Source organism: Calditrichota bacterium, assembly GCA_013152715.1.
In the GTDB taxonomy this organism is placed as follows: domain Bacteria; phylum Zhuqueibacterota; class Zhuqueibacteria; order Thermofontimicrobiales; family Thermofontimicrobiaceae; genus 4484-87.
Genome location: JAADFU010000094.1, coordinates 106421 through 123778, shown reverse-complemented (window position 1 = coordinate 123778; position 17358 = coordinate 106421). Strand labels below are relative to the sequence as shown.

Sequence of the window (17358 nt, the reverse complement as noted above, 5' to 3'; positions counted from 1 at the left end):
CAAACGGCGCTCATGCCAAAATTACAATTCAATCACTTGGATTAATATTACGAATTTTTCAGTTCAGATTCAAGTGAATTCTAATTTTAATTTCGATTGAAAGCTTGCCGACTTTGCTCCGCTGAATAAAATTCTTTTGCAAAAAGCGTCAGTTCACTCACAAAACAGTTCAGCGCAATTTTCCTGCCAGAGACAGCCATTGATTTCCTTGTTCGTTGATCAGCAAGATACCGGCATTTTCGCCGTTCTGTTTTTCGCTGTCGATGCGCAGCCAGCCGCCGGTATTCAAAACAGAAATTTTTTCGCTGTCAAGTTTGATTTTTGAAAAAGCCAGATCCTGCGGCATGAAATTGGGTCGATGGGTATGGCCGAAGACAAAAGTGAACGGAACGGGAATTTTATCGCGGGACGGTAAAAAAAGACGCTCGTAATTTTCAGGTCGGTAGCGCTGGAAAATATATTTTTCCAGATAATTGTCTATTTCCGAAAGGAGATTTCGGTCAATCGGTCTTTGAAATAATGCGGAGCTCCCCTCTTTGGGAAAATATCTGAGGACGAATTTCATGCCCATTTTCAGAAAAAATGACCCGACGTCTCCTAAATGAGTTTTACGTTTGACATTGAGAAAAATTTCGTTCAGAATGCGGTTGATTTTCTTTTTCGATTTTCTGTAGCCTTGCTCGTAACTGGAAAGGATAGCCATCACCCGTTTGCTCAGTCGACTGGCGTGACCCAAATGATAATTGAACGACTCCAACCACAAGGCATTGAAACCTTCCAACTCATCAATTCGGGCGGGTTCAATTAAAAAATTCAAAGGCCGAAACAGCGGCTCCAAAAAATGGCCGTGAGTGAAAAAATAGTAATCAATTCCCTGTTTGGTTTTGACGCCCAACAAATGATGCGGATATTTGATGATAAATTCCGGCCGCGATTTCTTGTCGGGCCATAAATCGGGCAAAATCATGTGTGCAGCGTGTTCCGGGTTCGCGCTGCTGAATTTCCGGTCGACAAAATAGAGCGGATAATGCGCTTGATCAGGCAAATCGCGCCTATTCCTGATGGCGCTAAAGATGTAAAATCGCTCCACTAATGATTGCCACAAATGATGATCATGATTCCCGGGAATGTAAACAATTCGCTGCGGCGAACTTACTTTTGCCAACGCCCGGAAAAAAGCGCGCGCCTGCTCGCAGACATCACTCCAGCCCTCCATCGCAATTTCGAAAAAATCGCCATTAATAATAATCTCTTCAACTTCTCCGGCTTGCTCCAATACTTCCCAAAAATGCTGGCGGTTTTGCTCGAACGAAGGGTGCCGCGTATCCAGATAACTCAATTCGCGTCCCAGGTGCAAATCTGACATCACAATTGCAGAATTTACAGTTCTCATGACATGTTATCCCCAGGCATTACAAATTTCATCAGAAATAGTTGATATTTTCAAATATTGTAACTGCATTGTTGAAAATACGTTCCTCGAATCCCATGTTCTTGATAATCCACATCAAAAAGACTGAAGAACGGCAAGCGCATTACGCAACAATTGCATTGAAGAAAACTAATAAAAATTTTACGCCTCAATTCCGTTCCTGATTTGGAATTAAGGCGTTATCCTTTTAAAATCGACAGATTAGCGTTTTAAAAATAGTTTTAACCGGTCATTCGCATTATTAATAAGCAGGGAACTCCCGCATGCCAGAGCGCATCTCCGACATTCGCAGGAGTGGCATGTTTTGACTTTTTAGCAGTCTATCTCGCAAGACTCTAATGAAATTAAACCAGCTCATTGGACACAAATTTAATTAAAAAAGGCGGAAGCTCGTCCCCACAAGCACGCCGGAATTTCTTTCCTGCACAAATCCTGAAATTAAAATTCGCCGAACATCCAGCCCCATCATGATCGCTGGTTTGTGATCGCGGCTCGTGGCACCGACTCCGAAGCGCAGACTGAGCCAGGGCGCGTGCATTTTTTTGTAATCGCGCGCCAGGCTTTTGTAGCCCTTAAGAACATATTCCAATTCCTGAATATAATCTTTCATCTGTGTGATCGTTTTTTCATATTGGCCGATGGTATTGTCGTAATTGGCAAGTAGCGAGTCTTTGAGCAAAATCTCCTTTTCCGCGTCCAAAACATCCCGCTTCAATTTCAACATGCGCCGTTCCATGTCCTGGGTGATAGCGAGCATCTCTTTGTCGTTGATTTTGATCAGCACGCTGCCGTCCGGATATTCTTTGACGATTTGACATTTTTGGTCGCTTGTTTCTTGCGCCTGCAAAAAAGAAATGAGCAACAAAAGAATTGCCAATGTGTGGCTCCAATGAAATTTGCGCATAATTTTCTCCTTTTCTGTTTTTCACCATCCCGCGCGAATTTTGGGAATTACAGAAATTTTCATTCACCCCCTCCGAATATGGCGCTGAACTCATTGTGCAAATCTTCGCCCGACAACTTGTCGATTCGCTCTTTTTCCGCTTTATTTTTCGCTTTGATCTGCAGCATCAGTTTCCGATAGGCGTCGACCTGCCGCTCCAATTTTGCCTTCATAAAATTCAGCTCTTTTTCCGACATTTTTTCTTTGTCTTTTAATTTCTTCAATTCTTCCTCTTTTTCGCGGAGTTTTTTCTCACGCTCCTGCAATTCTTTGTGCAGAAGCTTCAGACGATGATTGGTGAAAAGGGAAATGCCAAAAATCGCCGCCGCGGCGCTGATGAAATATAAAACGCTCCGTTTGCTACTTCTCGGCAAATTTCCCAACTGGTAGAGGAGAAAAATCACAATTGCGATAATTGCAATGACTAACGCCACAAGTAAATCAAAAGTCATTGTACATGCTCCTTTGCTTTGAGTTGAATAGCTTCGGCTTCTTTCCGTTTTTGCCGCCTTTCGAATGTTCGGATCAATTTGTGCACCGGTTCCGAGCCAATGCCTAAAGTGATGCCCGTCAAAATGTAGCGCACCAGATCAGAGCGAATTTCCAGGTGCCAGTGCGTCATGTCGCTGACAGCGCCTTGGAATATTTGAATCAAATCGACCTTCATCCAAATCGCCAGAAAGACGCCAAAAATCATCCCCAAAATTCGGCAATAAGTGCGAATCGTCATCGCGCGAACCAGGTCGCCGGAAATCACGGGCAACGCGCCCTGATATTCGCCCGAAGTGTTGAGCAGTTTTTCTCTGAATTTATCCAGCATTTTGGCCATGCTTTTTGCGCCTAAAAATTCCACTACGCGGAGTTTGTTTTCCAGCACGTTCCTTGTTTTGTACGCGCGAACTGTCCAGAATTTGTACAAATCAAATTTGCTATCCAGTAAATCATAAAATGACTTCAAAATTTCCAACAGCCGTTCAACCAGGAAAGCAAGCGCTAAGGCCAACGTGTACAAAACTGTCACTTTCAGCAGTACTGTCATGATTTCGCCTCCCCGCCATGCTCGGCGTAAACATAAGGTCTCAATTTGAATTCCGCTAATTTCTCCTGAATGAAAGCGGATTTCTGCCACCTCTCGCTGAAGAAATCCACCCACTTTTGAAATTCCGGGTAAGGAAAGTTTGATCCCGGACAGGCTTTATCTGAAAAATAACGGTGCGGAAGAATTGATCGGGAAAAATCGAGCGGAATTTTGTACAAATAATGCCACAGCGCGACCACGCGCGCCGCATTTTTGAGTTGAATTTCCGTGGGGCGTTGGTCGCCGAAACTGCCGTCGGCGTTGGAATGAGGAACGCGATGGTCGATTTCAAAATTTCCGTGCAGCGCAATTCCCAGCGATGTCAAATTCACTCCGGCGGTGTGATTGCCATAACGATCCCAGCGACAAAAGGCGTTAATTGCGCCGTCCGGCATGACCACACAATGGTATCCGGTAAGCCAGCGATTTCCCTGAGAATCGCGTTTGTCTTTGATGAAACGAACAATATCTTCGAAACTGGCATCCATGGGCATGGCGGTGTGATGAAACACAATCAAATCCGGGTCTTTTTCCCGGCGATGGACATATTCCAACAAATCGCGATCCACGCCGCCTTTGTAAACAACATCCGCCCAGAGCTTCTCATCGCCCACAGAAGGAGTAACTTTTACCGTCGGCGCCTCTTTGTCCCCCGTGTCAGCGGCTCCTTCCCCTTCCGTTTTTTTCTCTTTGAGCAAAACTATTTTTCTCTGCGAAATAAACTCCACCAGCACATGCATCGGTCCGCTGCCGCCGCCAATCAACAAACCGGTCAACAAATAATCCAGATTAGCGGGCATCGCCGGCTGGCCCAATGCCTGGAGAAAACTGTTAAATAGCTGAATCCCCGAATAGTGAGCACCGATAATTCCGGCAGTGAAACCAAACATCTGCAACAAGAACCGCTTCATTGTTTTGCCATCGCCCTGATCGGTCGCCGGCTCGACCAGCACCGTGTCTTGCGGAAATTCTTCGTCGCACTCGACGTCAGTGTCCAATTCTTGAAGCTGTTTTTTCCAGGATTGAATCTTTTTGACGTCGGGATGTTTTGTCTCCCGTTCCTTTTTGAGTTGTTCCAGAATCTTCTTGCGCTCTTTTTTCTGTTCTTTGATCAGTTTCTCGATCTCCCGCGTCCGCTTTTCTCTGCGGTAACTATTTTCGAGCTCGGCAAGGTCGCGTGCAAAGTCATCGTCAGAAGGAATTCTTTTGCCCCTCTGATTGCCAATGAGCCGGTGCATGATGTTTTTGGCGATTTCCAATATTCGTTCGAGCGTAATGGAAAGCCCCAGCGCGGCGGACAAAGGAACAAATATCGTATCATAATTGACCATGGCCCCTCCTGTTTTTTGATTCGAAACGTAAGTACGTACGAGCAGTTAAAAAATGCAGAAATAAAATTATCGCAATATCGCCGGGCGAAACGTTCTATGGTTTTGTAGCAAAAAATGAAAAGGAGACTTCACATCTTTTTTTCAGTAAGCCCACTCGCCCTTGACAAAGAGACTACTTTCCATTCAAAAAATAAATATTGCAAAAATATAATAACGAATATCTTTTCCAATGTCAAGGGAAAATTTGTTTTGAAGAATAATTTCAATTTTACGGAAACATTTTAATTTGCGAAATGAGAGTTAGTTGTAAGATTCTTCGCTGGGATAAATTTTAGTGAATGCCTTCTCCAGCATTTTGCGAGTAATGGACGGAATGTCCAATTTTTCCCATTGCTCCCGAGAAAACCAACCGATGTCCGTCGCGTCAGAATCCGCGCGAGGTGCGCCGCTTTTGAATTTTGCCAGATAATCAATCAGAACGTAATGAAAATCTACCGTCCCATTCTTGTTTTTTAAAATCAAATCCACAACGCCCAACAGATCGACTAATTCGATTTCGAGGTGACATTCTTCGCGCACTTCGCGCAACGCCGCCTCTTTCACGGGTTCGCCTAATTCGACTCGGCCACCCGGAATAGTCCAGACGCCTTTGTAAGGCACGTTGCCGCGTTTGATGAGCAAAACTTGATTTTTGTCATTGAAGATAATAGCTCCCACTCCGACTCTGGGACCCTCGAAATTCTGAGGCATGATGGATTCTCCGGCTGAAAAGATAAATGTGGCTACGGATTAATCATTTCAATTTGTCGTTATGAAAACATGCGCTTAAATTTTTCATATTCCGGAATAGTGACGCGCCGCCCTTCTCGTGTCATCAACTGTTCTTCTTCAAAATAGCGAAAAACGCGCGAAATGGTCTCTCGCGACGTTCCGGACATGTTTGCCAGGTCTTGCTGCAAGGGAATTTTCGGAATGATGACTGTGCCCTGGCGGATTCTGCCGCTATCTTCCGCCAGCAAAATCAAAGTCGAAGCTACGCGTCCCATGGCGTCTTGTAGCGACAAACTTTTAATTTGCGTGTCGCTCTTTCGAATGCGCGCCGCTAATTCTTTGAGCAAGCTGATTGCGATTTGCGGGTAATCTTCCAAGAGCACCAAAAACTCCGCCCGATGAAGCAGCAGTACCTCCGAATCTTCGATAGCGGTCACACTGGCGGAACGCGATTTTCCGTCGATGAGCGAAAGCTCGCCGAAAAAACCGCCGGCGCCCAAAATCGACAAAATCACTTCTCTGCCATCATCGCTCATGCGCGACACTTTCACTCTGCCTTTTTGGATCAAAAACAGCGTCTTTCCGCTCTCTTCTTCAATGAGAATCAGACGATCTTTTTCATAATGCTGCGTTACGCACAGTTTGCGGATTTTCTGCAATTCCTCATCGCTAAGATTGGAAAAAATCGGCACCTTTTTCAATAATTCAATATCCATACGCCCTCCGAGAATAGATAATTTGGCAAAGAACTCAACCGAATGATATTTTGCAAATTGGCTCGATAAAAATTGCTACTTTCAAATTTCTCCCTAATTCAAAAAGTAGCGGCTAAGTATTTCTTTGAGTTTTGCTTTTTTCTGCATTTGAAAATTCTCATATTAATGGCAGCAAATTCAAATAAAAAATAACCGTTAACAATTTACTCCAAAGTCAAAACATGCGGGCCGTAACTATAAGATACATACCGAATTTTTTCAAAACAACGGAAAAATAAAGACTTTATTTTTATTGCGACTGATTTAAATTAAGAGTTATTTTCCAGAAATGCAAGAAGATTTTTAATGCGAGTTATTTTTTTGAATTCGGTTCTCGATACAAGCCATGTTGTTCAATGTACGCCAGCACTTTTTCAGGGACTAAACCGGCGACACTTTGGCCCAGCCTGATTTTTTCCCGGATTTCCGTTGACGACACAGGCAGCAGCGGCGTATCCAGTATTTGAACGCTGTCGAGCAATTCAGCGTCCACCTGGCTGATGTCAAACTCGGCTCTGCGAAAGACAACTACGCGACAGTCGTTGAGAATTTGTTCGGGCGCGCGCCAACTGTAAAATGTGACTAGATTGTCAGCGCCGATTATCAAATGCACGTCGTCGCCGGTCAATTGGTACAAATCTTTAATTTCATGAATTGTATCGATGGTGTAGGAAACGCCTTTGCGTTTAATTTCGATGTCGGAAGCTTCAAAGGGAGGGAAATCTTGCAAAGCGATTTTTACCATATTCAGCCGATGAACAGCAGCGGTCAGATTGACGTCTCGTTTGTGCGGAGGAGTCGCCGCTGGAATGAATAAAATTTTGTTCAATTCCAATCTCTCAAACGTCCACTGCGCCAATTGAAGATGACCGTAGTGAATCGGATCAAAAGAACCGCCCAGAAGTCCAATTTTGGAGCGATTAGTCATCGACCCACCCGCGCGCTGAATCTGGTCATTAGCCTTGCTTGCTTTTTTTTAATTTTTCCAAAATAGATTTGACTTTCCTGGCGCTCGATCCTTTGGGGTATTTTTCCAAATACAACTGATAAAATTTTATTGCTTCATCGTTCTTTTTCATATCTTGATAGCACTCCGCCTTGCCGATGAGCGCCTTCGGGGCAAATTCAGTATCGTAATAATTGTCCAGAACATAATCGTAGTAAATAATCGCTGACTTGTAAAACGCCATCTTTTGATAAATTTCACCGCTCTTGTAATATTTTTTGCCTAATTTAGAGCGGCATTTATGCAAATAAACATTGGCTTCTTTCGCCAATTCGCTGTTCGGATAATCTTCGAGGAATTTTTGCAATTCTTCGACAGCTTTGCGCGTGTACTCCTGATCCAATGAATATTTAGGAGAAAGTTTGTAGTAGCACAGCGCTATTTTAAACTGAGCGTCATCAACATATTCGCTATTCGCATAAACGCGCAAAAGTTTTTCATATTCGGCAGCGGCAATAAGGTACTCTTTCGTTTTGAAGTAGCATTCGGCAAACATATATTGCGCCCTGGCGCTGACCGCGCTGCCGGGAAAATTATAAATAATGATGCGAAATTGAGTGCGCGCATCCAAATAATCCTCGTCTTTGAACATTTTCTCAGCTATTTTCATTCGCTCTTCGGCGGACGCCGTGGGTTTGATTTTGTTTCGGTTACAAGCTATTGTCGCTAACATCAACAGAAGAATAATCATTACAGACTGAGTCAGAATCTTTTTCATTTATTTGCTTCCTATTTACTCCGCAAGGCAAAGAATGAATAAATTACGGCGCTTGTACTCGCCAAAATAACGACGGGATTGATCCAGCGCCAAAATTTATGGCTGCCGGAAAAATCCGCATGTGTGAATGGATACCGTGCAGATTCCACCTGTTCAATAGAATGAACAGGTATCGTATCCTGATATTTTCTAACATAACTCTTTAGCAAAACAACCGATTTCGCCTGTCCGCGCGAAACGCGCACGTCAATTTTGACAGAAAAGCGACGCGTCACTTGCTTTCTGGCGGCTGCTTTCTGATAGCTAATTTTAAGCTCTGTCAGATAAAATTCAAACAACAAAGCGTTTTCGTTTTTCGCGTCATTAGCCATCTGCACCGGGATATTTTGCTTCAGAAAATAGCGAATGAACGCATTTTCAACCAACCAATCACCAGAACCATTTTCGCTTCGGGAACGAAAAACGACGCCGTGCAGCGAATCAACGCCAGCGTCCCGCGCTGCTTCGCAGACGATGGCATGAGCTAACCGCTGAAAAATTTCGACATTAGAGCTGGGTTGATTTGTTTGACCGCTCAGCAGAAGCGGACAAATTAGCAAAAAAATAATTTGAGCGCGAAAAATACGAAATGCCATGTTTTTATCTTCAGAATAATCACCAAATAAAACTCCACTGTAGGGATAAAGTTCCCGCTCATGGGAAAATCGAGTGGTCAATTGTAAGGGAAGCGAAATCATCTATCGCTTTCATTTGCCAGCGATGAATCAGAAAATTTATTAAAATCTGAGGCCAAAAGTGACCACGTGCCAGCGCGTGGTCACTGCGTTGTTTTTCTCGAAAATCACCGCGTAATTGAGCAAAAACGGGGAGCGCTGAAATTTTTCCGCGCGCGAGAAGAAAATATTAGTATCCAGTATGCCGATTCCCGCCGAAATTTGTTCCCGATCAGAAAAGCGCTCTTTGAAATAACCGCCACGCAACGCGAACAATGAAAAAACTCGCTGCTCGACACCAAAACGCAATTCGATGACGCTCTTGCCTTTTTCCTCGGTTAAATTTCTCAAATCTAACGATAATGTCGTCGCGTCAAACGGATAGTAAGAAAGCCCGACGTTGATGGTTTGATCCACCATTTTTTCCAGCGGGATACGAACGTCCGACATCAGTCGCGGCAAGTAATGGTAGACAACGCCGGCGTTCATTCGCTTGGCCGGTTTCATCAAAATGCCGTAGCTAAATCCGAAGCCTCGCTGAACCTTATCGCCTTGCTCCCGCAAAAACAACGTGCCTGATGCGCCAAGCGAGACGCGGTCTGCTAACCGCAAATGCAAAATAGCCGAATGAGAACTATTTTTGGAGAAATCATAATAAGAAAAAATATCTTTCTGCTGCGAAATCACGCGCGGATCAATGATTTGTTCGTTAAAAACCAGACCGAAATCTAAAAATTTGGCAGAGATGACAACGCCTTTGAAAAGCAGCAAAGCATCTTTCCACACTGAACGCGATTCCAGGCTCGGATCCGCCGGCTCTTTGCCGTAGCGTTCATAAATAGCGCTCGCCGGCGCGATCGGATTCAGGAAAAACGTGACGCGAAAATTCTTTTCCCCTTTGAACAAACGCAAAGACGCCGGATTGTAAAGTCCGGAAACAAGATTATCCTCGACGGAGGTGTAGGCGCTTGCCATGGACAACGGCTTTGCCTTCATCGTGCTGAGCGACAGAAACAAATCATTTTGCGCTTGAACGCTCACTGAACCGAGCAACAAAAATGGAATCAAATATTTTAAAATGATAATTTTCATTTGTTCGTAAGTCGCCTACGTTTCCCGCTGAGGCGTTTGTTAATAACCGCTTTTGCAATCAGGAAAAAATATTGAATTTTACACTGTCTTGAATTTTTGGGTACTCATTTAATCAATCTTTCATTAAATAGTTCCCAACTTTTGGCAATAATAATGGTTTTTAATATTTTAATTTTATCGTCGGGAATAAGTCTCAAAAATCCTGCCAGAAGGCGGCAATTTAGCTGTTATTTTTTCGCAACAGAGAAAGAATTGCATAAATCAATGGAAGCAAGTTGAATAAGGAAACAATATTCGTAAACAGATGTCCGTGAACGCTGAAGAAAGTATTTTTTTGGCGTGGCGTCAGTTCGCCAGAAATAGCGGTGCGCACCCAAATCGGCGTCTCAGAACTGGTACGGCCATAGGCGTCGATGAACATGGAAACTCCCGTATTTGCGCAGCGAGCAATAGAAATTCTATTTTCAATGGCGCGAAAAACAGCGGCTTGAGCGTGATGGAACGGCGCCTGACTTTTACCGAACCAGGCATCGTTGGTAATGATGATGAGGATATCGGCCCCGTTCAATACGAATTTTCGCACCAAATTGGAAAAAAGCGACTCAAAACAGACAACCACCGGCGCCATGAAATAGCGACGTTCAGACGCCGTTCGCGATGCAGACGTCTTTTTCCAAGGAATTTTAAAGGACACGATCGAATCTCCCGGCGAAAAATTCCCCTCGCCCATTTCCAACTTTTCCAGCAGATCTGCAATGAATGGAAACGTTTCCGTAAAGGGCACGCGCTCGCCGAAAGGGACTAAATGTAACTTCCGATAGACGTCAAAGTTTTTTTTTCCGGGGACAAATGAAAATACGGCGTTGAACGTTTTGTAGCTATGGTCGGGAAGAAATTGGTAATCCGGAGTGCCGGTAATCAACGAAACATGGAGACTGTCCACGATTTCCCGTATCGCCTGACGATAAACTTCAGAATCGCGCAGATAGACCGGTGTCGCAGTTTCCGGCCAGATAATCAAATCGAGGGAATCGGTGTTCATTTGATAGGTCAACGACTGGTAAATTTTCAGATTTTCCATGCGAAAGGCGTCGTCCCATTTCTCCAGGGGATCGATGTCCCCTTGCACCAAACCAACGCGAATCTTTTCTTGAGGCGCTTCATTCGACGGCGGCACGACAATTTTGCCGTAAATGTAAGGCAAGAGAAAAAGTAAAATCAACAGTGCAAAATAGAAGACAATTTTCCGGTAATTATTCACGTTTTTTATGATCAGAAAAATAATGACGTTCAACCATACGATCCAAAAAGAAACGCCAAACAAACTGGTGTACTCGGCATATTGAATCAGCGACAGGTAATAAGTTTGCGTGTACGCCAAAGAATTCCACGGGAAACCCAACACGCCGAGCGAACGCAAATATTCCATGCCAGTCCACAAAAAAGGAATGCACAGATAGAAATATTTTTCAGGGAGCCGCCGTTGCAAAAAAGTGTGAATAACGGCATAAAGCACAAAATATACCGGCAAATACAAAATAGCCGCTATTGCCCCGGGGACTGTGACCCAACTGATCCAATAAAGCGTCCCCAGATTCACAAACAAACCGGTCGCATAGCCCCAGCGAGCCGATTCCCGGAAATTTTTACTTTGCAAAAGAAAAAAGAAAGGGATCAATGCCACATACGCTAAAAATCCAAGATGAAACGGCGGAAAAGCAAGAGAAAGAAAAAATCCTGTTAATAGTGAAAAAATCAGGTCTCGCTTCATGTCAGTTCTACCTCTTTCCCGGTCTTGACTGATTCATAAACCGCATCGATAATTTTCATGCGGTTGATAATTTCAGCGCCGCTGATTTGTAAAGGTTGATCATTTTCCAGACAATAGAAAAAATGCGAGAGCGCGTTTTCGTAGGATTTATGAAAAGGGTCGTCATGAAAAATCGTTTCGCCGGATCTTGTCTCCACCAATTTTCCATTATTCTCCGTTAACAGAGTAAAGGGGTTCAATTTCGCTGCGCCGTGTTCTCCCAGCAAATTGACGTAGAGAAAATCTGCGCCATAATCGAGCTTCCATCCGACTTCAAGTGCGACACTGACGTTATTTTCCAATCCCAGATGCAAAAAAGCAGTGTCTTCGACCCACGACTTCATAATTTGGCGAAAACCGTTTGCCTTGACAGTTCTCACATTCGGATCGTTCAGCAGCCACAAGCTCAAATCCACTAACTGCAAACCCAAATGCATGATCACGCCTTGTTGATTTTTTTGAAAAACAGCCTTTTGTTGCCATTTTTCATTTCGCCTCAGCCAGCCGGCTTTGACAAAAAAAACATCGCCAATTTTGTTAGAATCGAGGAGACTTTTCAGCGCAATAGCATCGGGGCGAAACTTCAAATTCATCAATGACATGATGCGCTTTTGCTTCGACTGTGCCAGCTCGACAATTGCTGCCGCTTCTATTGCGTTTTGTGTGAATGGTTTTTCAATGAGGGCATGCTTGCCAGATTTGATCGCTGACGAAGCTTCGCTAAAATGCAAATTCACCGGCGAACAGATGTCCAGCAAATCAAAATTTGGCGAGCGCACAAAATCATCAAAATTATTAAAAACATGTTTTATTTTAAATTTTTCAGCGATGCGCTTCGCTCGATAGTAATCATAATCGAAAACCGCGCTGACCTCGACATTTGCCATCTTGCTTAAAATCGGCAAATGAAGCATCTGCGCGATCCCGCTGACGCCGCTCACTCCAACTCGAAACTTCTTCGATCCCATAAATTAAAATCCGTGTCGTTAAATTCCTTTGTGTTTTTGGCTTCGCATCACATTTGAATTCCGCTTTGAATATCTCGGAGGCGCACATTCAAAAACCCGGACGCCGCGGCGGAGTCTATTGAGAAATCGGGACATTACAAGCTACGCCTGAAAATTTCAGCGCTTTGCCGCGAAAAATGCACGATGCCGACACAGTACCATTTCGCGGGCACCAATTCTCATTATCAGTTTTTAAGCGCTCATCTTCTGAGAGCTTTTGCATCCAGATAATTTTGTAAGATTAATTGCGCTGAAATTTGATCAATTTTTCCTTTGTGGCGGCTGGGAGATTTTCCCATGGCGCGAATTGTCTGTTCCGCCACCACAGAGGTGAATCGCTCGTCCCAAATTTCCACGGGCACGGCGGCTTTTTTTCTCAACTGCCGCACAAATTTTTCCACAGCTTGCGCTGTTTTTCCTCGCTCGCCTTTTAAATTCAACGGCATTCCCACGACGATCCGGACGACTGCTTTTTTTTGAATTATTTCTCCGAGATCGCGCAGAAGTTGTGCGTTGGATTTCACTTCAATCGTCGGCAATGGCTGAGCGATGACGCCCAGGGGATCGCTGATGGCAATGCCCACGCGTCGTTCGCCAAAATCGACGGACAATATTCGTCCTTGAATGCTATCACTCTCCTTCAACGATTTATGACAAAAACCGCCGCAATCAATTCATCACGGCGGTCTTGAAATTTCGCTTTTATTCAAGCGGTTGTTTCAATATTTCCTTCAGCAATTTTCCCGCCTTGAAATGGGTTTTTCGACGCGCCGGGACATAAATGATTTCCCCTGTTTTCGGATTACGAGCCTTGGGTTTTGGTTTTGTGGTTTTTACTTCAAACACGCCAAAATCTCGAATTTCAATGCGGACTTCCGGGTCTGCCTCGGACATGAACTCACGCAATGTTGTAAAAACACCATCCACAATTTTCTCAGTAAGATAGATCTTTTCCCCGACCAGTTTCGCGGTACGTTTAGCCACATCTTTTTTTGTGATGGTTCTTTTCATTGAGTCTGCTCCTTATGTTTATGCGACGAATCTTTTAGATTTCTATGAATTAATTATTCTTAATTTACGACATGAAAAAATTTCGCCTCCTCTTTTTCTTCTTCCCCGCTGCTCACTCGCTCGACCTGTAACAAGCCGTCTAATTTATTCAACCGGGCGATGATTTGCTTCAGATGATGCAAATTTTTTACTTCAAGAGTAACATGAACATGCGTGAAAGTTTCGGCTTTTTTCAAATTCAACTTGGAAATTGTAACATTAAGTCGCGACATGGCATCAATTAATTCATTTAAAAATTTCTTTCGCGAGTGAGCTATTAAAAATAATGAGACATTGAAAAGCTGATCCTTCTCCACATCCCATTCGACTTCAATTATCCGATCCGGCTGCTTCATCAGAGTAAACATATTTTTGCAATCCGTGCGATGAATAACAACGCCGCGTCCTTTGGTGATAAAGCCAACAATTTGCTCGCCCGGCACGGGCTGGCAACATTTCCCGAACGTAATCAACAAATTATCCACCCCTTGAACCAAAACACCCTTGCCCGCCTTTTTCGGCCGTCGCAAAAATTTCTGAAAACCGCTCCTGCTTTCTCTTTCTTCTTCGGTATCAGGCTTTAATTTGTGAACAATGCTCACCGGCGACACTTCGCCTCGCCCAATCGCGGCAAAAAACTGGTTCACGTCATTAAAGCCATAACTTGGCGCCAGTTCTTGCAACTCTTCCGGTTTCGCGGAAATTTTTCTCTTTTTCAGTTCTTTGTTCAAAATTTCCGCCCCCAGCTTCTGACTCTGCTCGGACATGGATTCATTTACCCAGCGTTTAATTTTTGATCTCGCTTTGGTTGTTTTCGCAAAATGAATCCAATCCGGATTGGGATGCTGAGTCTTGGAAGTAATAATTTCCACCGCGTCGCCACTTTGCAACTGATAACTCAAAGGAACAATTTTCTTGTTCACTTTTGCGCCAAGACAATGGTAGCCAATAGCCGTATGCACACTAAAAGCAAAATCTATCGGCGTCGACCCGACCGGCAGACGAAAAAGATCACCCTTGGGGGAAAATACAAAAACTTCATCGTGGAACAGGTCAATTTTCAAATACTCCATAAATTCGGAAGAACCAGGCGTATCTTGCTGCCACTCAAGTACGCGGCGGAGCCAAATCAGATGTTTATCCAACTCATCTTCTTTTGCCTTTCCTTCTTTGTAACGCCAATGCGCGGCGATGCCTTCTTCGGCGGTGCGATGCATATCTTCGGTACGAATCTGAATTTCCACTGTTTTTCCTTCGGGACCGACCACTTTCGTATGCAACGATTGATACATATTCGATTTGGGCGTGGCAATGTAATCGCTAAATTTCTCGTGAATAGGCGTAAATAAACTATGAACAATGCCCAAGGCAAAATAGCAATCTTCGATTTTTTTTACGACAACGCGCAGCGCCTGAAGGTCCAGAATGTCCTCGAACGGCACATGACGCCGCCGCATTTTGTTGTAGATGCTGTACAAATGTTTGGGTCTGCCGGTGATAGCGGCTTGCAGATGGTACTTTTTCAATTCCCGTTGCAGCGGTCTTTTCACTCGCTGAATGTAACGCTCCCGTTCCTCTCGTTTGTCGGAAATTCTTTGAACAATAGATTTATATTCATCAGGATAAAGCGTTTTAAACGCCAGATCTTCCAATTCCCACTTGATCCGCGCAATGCCCAGCCGGTGCGCCAATGGCGCGTAAATATCCATTGTTTCCCGCGCAATCCGACCGCGTTTTTTTTCCGGTAAAAAGTCAATAGTGCGCATGTTGTGCAGTCGATCGGCAAATTTAATCAGAATCACGCGAATATCTTCAACCATGGAAATAATCATCTTGCGAAAATTTTCCGCCTGCTGCGCTTCGAAGCTATCAAATTTCAACTCGCTGATTTTCGTCACACCATCCACCAGCGTCGCGATTTCAGCGCCAAATTCTTCGCGGACTTCATCCAGCGAAACGCCGGTGTCTTCAGCGACGTCATGCAGCAAACCGCCGCAAATGGTGACCAGATCCATCCGCAGTTCCGCTAAAAGATTTGCCACATGCAACGGATGCTCAAAGTAAGGCTCCCCGGACATACGGAGTTGGTCACGATGCGCGTTGTAAGCAAATTCGTACGCTTTCTTGAGCAATTGCACATCGAATCCGGGATAGTACTTCCGAATTTTGCGAATCAAATTGCGCAAGCCGCTTCGATATCTTTCCTCAATTTCCCCGGAAATATCGAATGGCTGGCGCTCTTTTAACATATTCGTTTTAGAATGTGCTAACTTCAACTTGCTCTTCCCTTCCGCGCGCTAAGTCAGAAAACATCGTATATTCAGGGATAAAAGACAACTCCACAGTGCCCACCGGCCCGTTACGTTGCTTGCCAATAATGATTTCCGCGATTCCCGGTTTATCGGTTTTTCCGTAACGTTCCGCCCGGTAAATAAAAAGCACTACATCCGCGTCCTGCTCAATAGCTCCGGAATCACGCAGATCAGACAGCATCGGGCGGCGATCTCCGCCCCTGGCTTCCACGGCCCGAGATAACTGAGACAGCGCAATTACCGGAATATTTAATTCTTTCGCCAGCGCTTTTAACGAGCGCGAAATGGCAGAAATTTCCATCTGCCGGCTTTCAGATCTTTCCGGACCTTGAATGAGCTGCAAATAATCAATAATTAGCAGACCAATATCTTTCTCATATTTTAAACGTCGCGCCTTAGCTTTAATTTCCAGGATATTCATCGCCGGCGTGTCGTCAATAAAAATCGGCGCTGAGGCTAACTTTCCGACATTCATGCTCAATTTAGGGAACTCGTGTTTTGGCAACATTCCGGTGCGAACGGCATTAGAATCGACGCGCGCTTCGGCGCACAACATGCGCAGTGCCAATTGATGACTTGACATTTCCAAACTGAACAAACCGACCGGCACTTGATGATCCAGCGCAGCGTTACGGGCGATGTTCAAACACAAAGCTGTTTTGCCCATGGATGGCCGCCCGGCAATAATGACCAAATCAGATTTCTGAAATCCGGAAGTTTTCGCATCCAACTCGCGAAACCCGGACGCGACGCCTGTGACGCCGCCTTTTTTTCCGGCAAATTCCTGAATCAGCGACATCGTTTCGTGCAGAGTGGGCGAAATCCACTCAAAACCGCGAATGAGTTTCCGCTCTGTCAACGAAAAAATCTCTTTTTCAACTTCATCAAACAATTCGAACACATCGCCAGAATGGCCGTAAGCCTTGGCAATAATTTTTGTGTTCAGCTCGATCAAACGCCGCAACAAAGCCTTTTCAAGCACTATCTTGGCATAGAATTCTACGTTTGCAGCGGACGGCACTTTCTCCGCCAATTGGACGAGATAAAATTGCCCGCCGACGGCGTCCAATTTATTTCTTTTTTTAAGCCGGTCAGACAAAGTGATCACATCGATGGGTTCGCGCCTGTCGTACAGTTCTTTTGCCGCTTCAAAAATAATCTGATGAGCCGTTTTATAAAAATAATTCGCATCCCGAATAACTTCGACAGTCTTGCCAACGGCTTCCAGATCCAAAAACATCGATCCGAGAACAGCCATCTCCGCTTCGATGTCTTGCGGGGGAATACGCTGCGTTTGCGGCATCTTATCTTTTGTCGTTGCCATGGCGCCAATCCCGTGA

Annotated in this window: 17 protein-coding genes; all 17 read right to left on the bottom strand. The window is 44.5% G+C overall.

Annotated elements, in window-relative coordinates; translation table 11 throughout:
• Positions 1-169 precede the first annotated feature (169 nt).
• Positions 170-1393 carry a hypothetical protein gene (locus GXO74_07755; protein NOZ61563.1) on the bottom strand — a complete coding sequence of 408 codons (1224 nt, stop codon included), beginning with the start codon at positions 1391-1393 and terminating at the stop codon, positions 170-172.
• Between the two features lie 412 nt (positions 1394-1805).
• Positions 1806-2336 (bottom strand): hypothetical protein, encoded by a 531-nt coding sequence (locus GXO74_07750; protein NOZ61562.1) that lies wholly within the window; start codon positions 2334-2336, stop codon positions 1806-1808.
• A gap of 59 nt (positions 2337-2395) precedes the next feature.
• The gene (locus GXO74_07745; GenBank protein NOZ61561.1) at positions 2396-2827 is read right to left on the bottom strand and encodes a hypothetical protein; all 432 of its coding nucleotides are present in this window, start codon (positions 2825-2827) and stop codon (positions 2396-2398) included.
• The gene (locus GXO74_07740) at positions 2824-3414 is read right to left on the bottom strand and encodes a hypothetical protein (GenBank protein NOZ61560.1); all 591 of its coding nucleotides are present in this window, start codon (positions 3412-3414) and stop codon (positions 2824-2826) included. The genes GXO74_07745 and GXO74_07740 overlap by 4 nt, the downstream gene beginning before the upstream one ends.
• Positions 3411-4784: a hypothetical protein gene (locus GXO74_07735; protein ID NOZ61559.1), complete on the bottom strand. Its 1374-nt coding sequence runs from the start codon at positions 4782-4784 to the stop codon at positions 3411-3413. Before GXO74_07735 ends, GXO74_07740 begins: the two co-directional genes overlap by 4 nt.
• A 300-nt stretch (positions 4785-5084) precedes the next feature.
• Positions 5085-5534: an NUDIX hydrolase gene (locus GXO74_07730; GenBank protein ID NOZ61558.1), complete on the bottom strand. Its 450-nt coding sequence runs from the start codon at positions 5532-5534 to the stop codon at positions 5085-5087.
• A 59-nt stretch (positions 5535-5593) separates the two neighbouring features.
• A complete protein-coding gene (locus GXO74_07725; protein NOZ61557.1) occupies positions 5594-6271 on the bottom strand; it encodes a Crp/Fnr family transcriptional regulator in 678 nt (225 codons plus the stop codon).
• 352 nt (positions 6272-6623) lie between these two features.
• On the bottom strand, positions 6624-7238 hold the full coding sequence (locus GXO74_07720; GenBank protein NOZ61556.1) for a nicotinate-nucleotide adenylyltransferase: 615 nt from the start codon (positions 7236-7238) through the stop codon (positions 6624-6626).
• 28 nt (positions 7239-7266) lie between these two features.
• The gene (gene bamD, locus GXO74_07715) at positions 7267-8034 is read right to left on the bottom strand and encodes an outer membrane protein assembly factor BamD (GenBank protein NOZ61555.1); all 768 of its coding nucleotides are present in this window, start codon (positions 8032-8034) and stop codon (positions 7267-7269) included.
• 11 nt (positions 8035-8045) lie between these two features.
• On the bottom strand, positions 8046-8771 hold the full coding sequence (locus GXO74_07710) for a hypothetical protein (GenBank protein ID NOZ61554.1): 726 nt from the start codon (positions 8769-8771) through the stop codon (positions 8046-8048).
• 39 nt (positions 8772-8810) lie between these two features.
• Entirely contained in the window at positions 8811-9839 is a 1029-nt protein-coding gene (locus GXO74_07705) for a hypothetical protein (protein NOZ61553.1), read from the bottom strand.
• 220 nt (positions 9840-10059) lie between these two features.
• Positions 10060-11610, bottom strand: a complete 1551-nt coding sequence (gene lnt, locus GXO74_07700; protein ID NOZ61552.1) for an apolipoprotein N-acyltransferase — start codon at positions 11608-11610, stop codon at positions 10060-10062.
• Positions 11607-12617: a Gfo/Idh/MocA family oxidoreductase gene (locus GXO74_07695; protein ID NOZ61551.1), complete on the bottom strand. Its 1011-nt coding sequence runs from the start codon at positions 12615-12617 to the stop codon at positions 11607-11609. The genes lnt and GXO74_07695 overlap by 4 nt, the downstream gene beginning before the upstream one ends.
• 239 nt (positions 12618-12856) lie before the next feature.
• Entirely contained in the window at positions 12857-13267 is a 411-nt protein-coding gene (gene ruvX / locus GXO74_07690; protein ID NOZ61550.1) for a Holliday junction resolvase RuvX, read from the bottom strand.
• Positions 13268-13358: 91 nt separating this feature from the next.
• A complete protein-coding gene (locus GXO74_07685; GenBank protein ID NOZ61549.1) occupies positions 13359-13667 on the bottom strand; it encodes an integration host factor subunit beta in 309 nt (102 codons plus the stop codon).
• A gap of 59 nt (positions 13668-13726) precedes the next feature.
• Positions 13727-15982 carry a bifunctional (p)ppGpp synthetase/guanosine-3',5'-bis(diphosphate) 3'-pyrophosphohydrolase gene (locus GXO74_07680; GenBank protein NOZ61548.1) on the bottom strand — a complete coding sequence of 752 codons (2256 nt, stop codon included), beginning with the start codon at positions 15980-15982 and terminating at the stop codon, positions 13727-13729.
• On the bottom strand, positions 15963-17321 hold the full coding sequence (gene dnaB, locus GXO74_07675) for a replicative DNA helicase (GenBank protein NOZ61547.1): 1359 nt from the start codon (positions 17319-17321) through the stop codon (positions 15963-15965). Before dnaB ends, GXO74_07680 begins: the two co-directional genes overlap by 20 nt.
• Between the last annotated feature and the right edge of the window lie 37 nt (positions 17322-17358).

Coding starts and splice junctions, on each gene's coding strand:
- GXO74_07740 (NOZ61560.1), bottom strand. CDS start 3,414: ATGACAGTACTGCTGAAAGTGACAGTTTTGTACACGTTGGCCTTAGCG.
- GXO74_07720 (NOZ61556.1), bottom strand. CDS start 7,238: ATGACTAATCGCTCCAAAATTGGACTTCTGGGCGGTTCTTTTGATCCG.
- GXO74_07710 (NOZ61554.1), bottom strand. CDS start 8,771: ATGATTTCGCTTCCCTTACAATTGACCACTCGATTTTCCCATGAGCGG.
- GXO74_07745 (NOZ61561.1), bottom strand. CDS start 2,827: ATGACTTTTGATTTACTTGTGGCGTTAGTCATTGCAATTATCGCAATT.
- GXO74_07695 (NOZ61551.1), bottom strand. CDS start 12,617: ATGGGATCGAAGAAGTTTCGAGTTGGAGTGAGCGGCGTCAGCGGGATC.
- GXO74_07685 (NOZ61549.1), bottom strand. CDS start 13,667: ATGAAAAGAACCATCACAAAAAAAGATGTGGCTAAACGTACCGCGAAA.
- GXO74_07730 (NOZ61558.1), bottom strand. CDS start 5,534: ATGCCTCAGAATTTCGAGGGTCCCAGAGTCGGAGTGGGAGCTATTATC.
- bamD (NOZ61555.1), bottom strand. CDS start 8,034: ATGAAAAAGATTCTGACTCAGTCTGTAATGATTATTCTTCTGTTGATG.
- GXO74_07705 (NOZ61553.1), bottom strand. CDS start 9,839: ATGAAAATTATCATTTTAAAATATTTGATTCCATTTTTGTTGCTCGGT.
- GXO74_07755 (NOZ61563.1), bottom strand. CDS start 1,393: ATGAGAACTGTAAATTCTGCAATTGTGATGTCAGATTTGCACCTGGGA.
- GXO74_07725 (NOZ61557.1), bottom strand. CDS start 6,271: ATGGATATTGAATTATTGAAAAAGGTGCCGATTTTTTCCAATCTTAGC.
- lnt (NOZ61552.1), bottom strand. CDS start 11,610: ATGAAGCGAGACCTGATTTTTTCACTATTAACAGGATTTTTTCTTTCT.
- GXO74_07750 (NOZ61562.1), bottom strand. CDS start 2,336: ATGCGCAAATTTCATTGGAGCCACACATTGGCAATTCTTTTGTTGCTC.
- dnaB (NOZ61547.1), bottom strand. CDS start 17,321: ATGCCGCAAACGCAGCGTATTCCCCCGCAAGACATCGAAGCGGAGATG.
- GXO74_07735 (NOZ61559.1), bottom strand. CDS start 4,784: ATGGTCAATTATGATACGATATTTGTTCCTTTGTCCGCCGCGCTGGGG.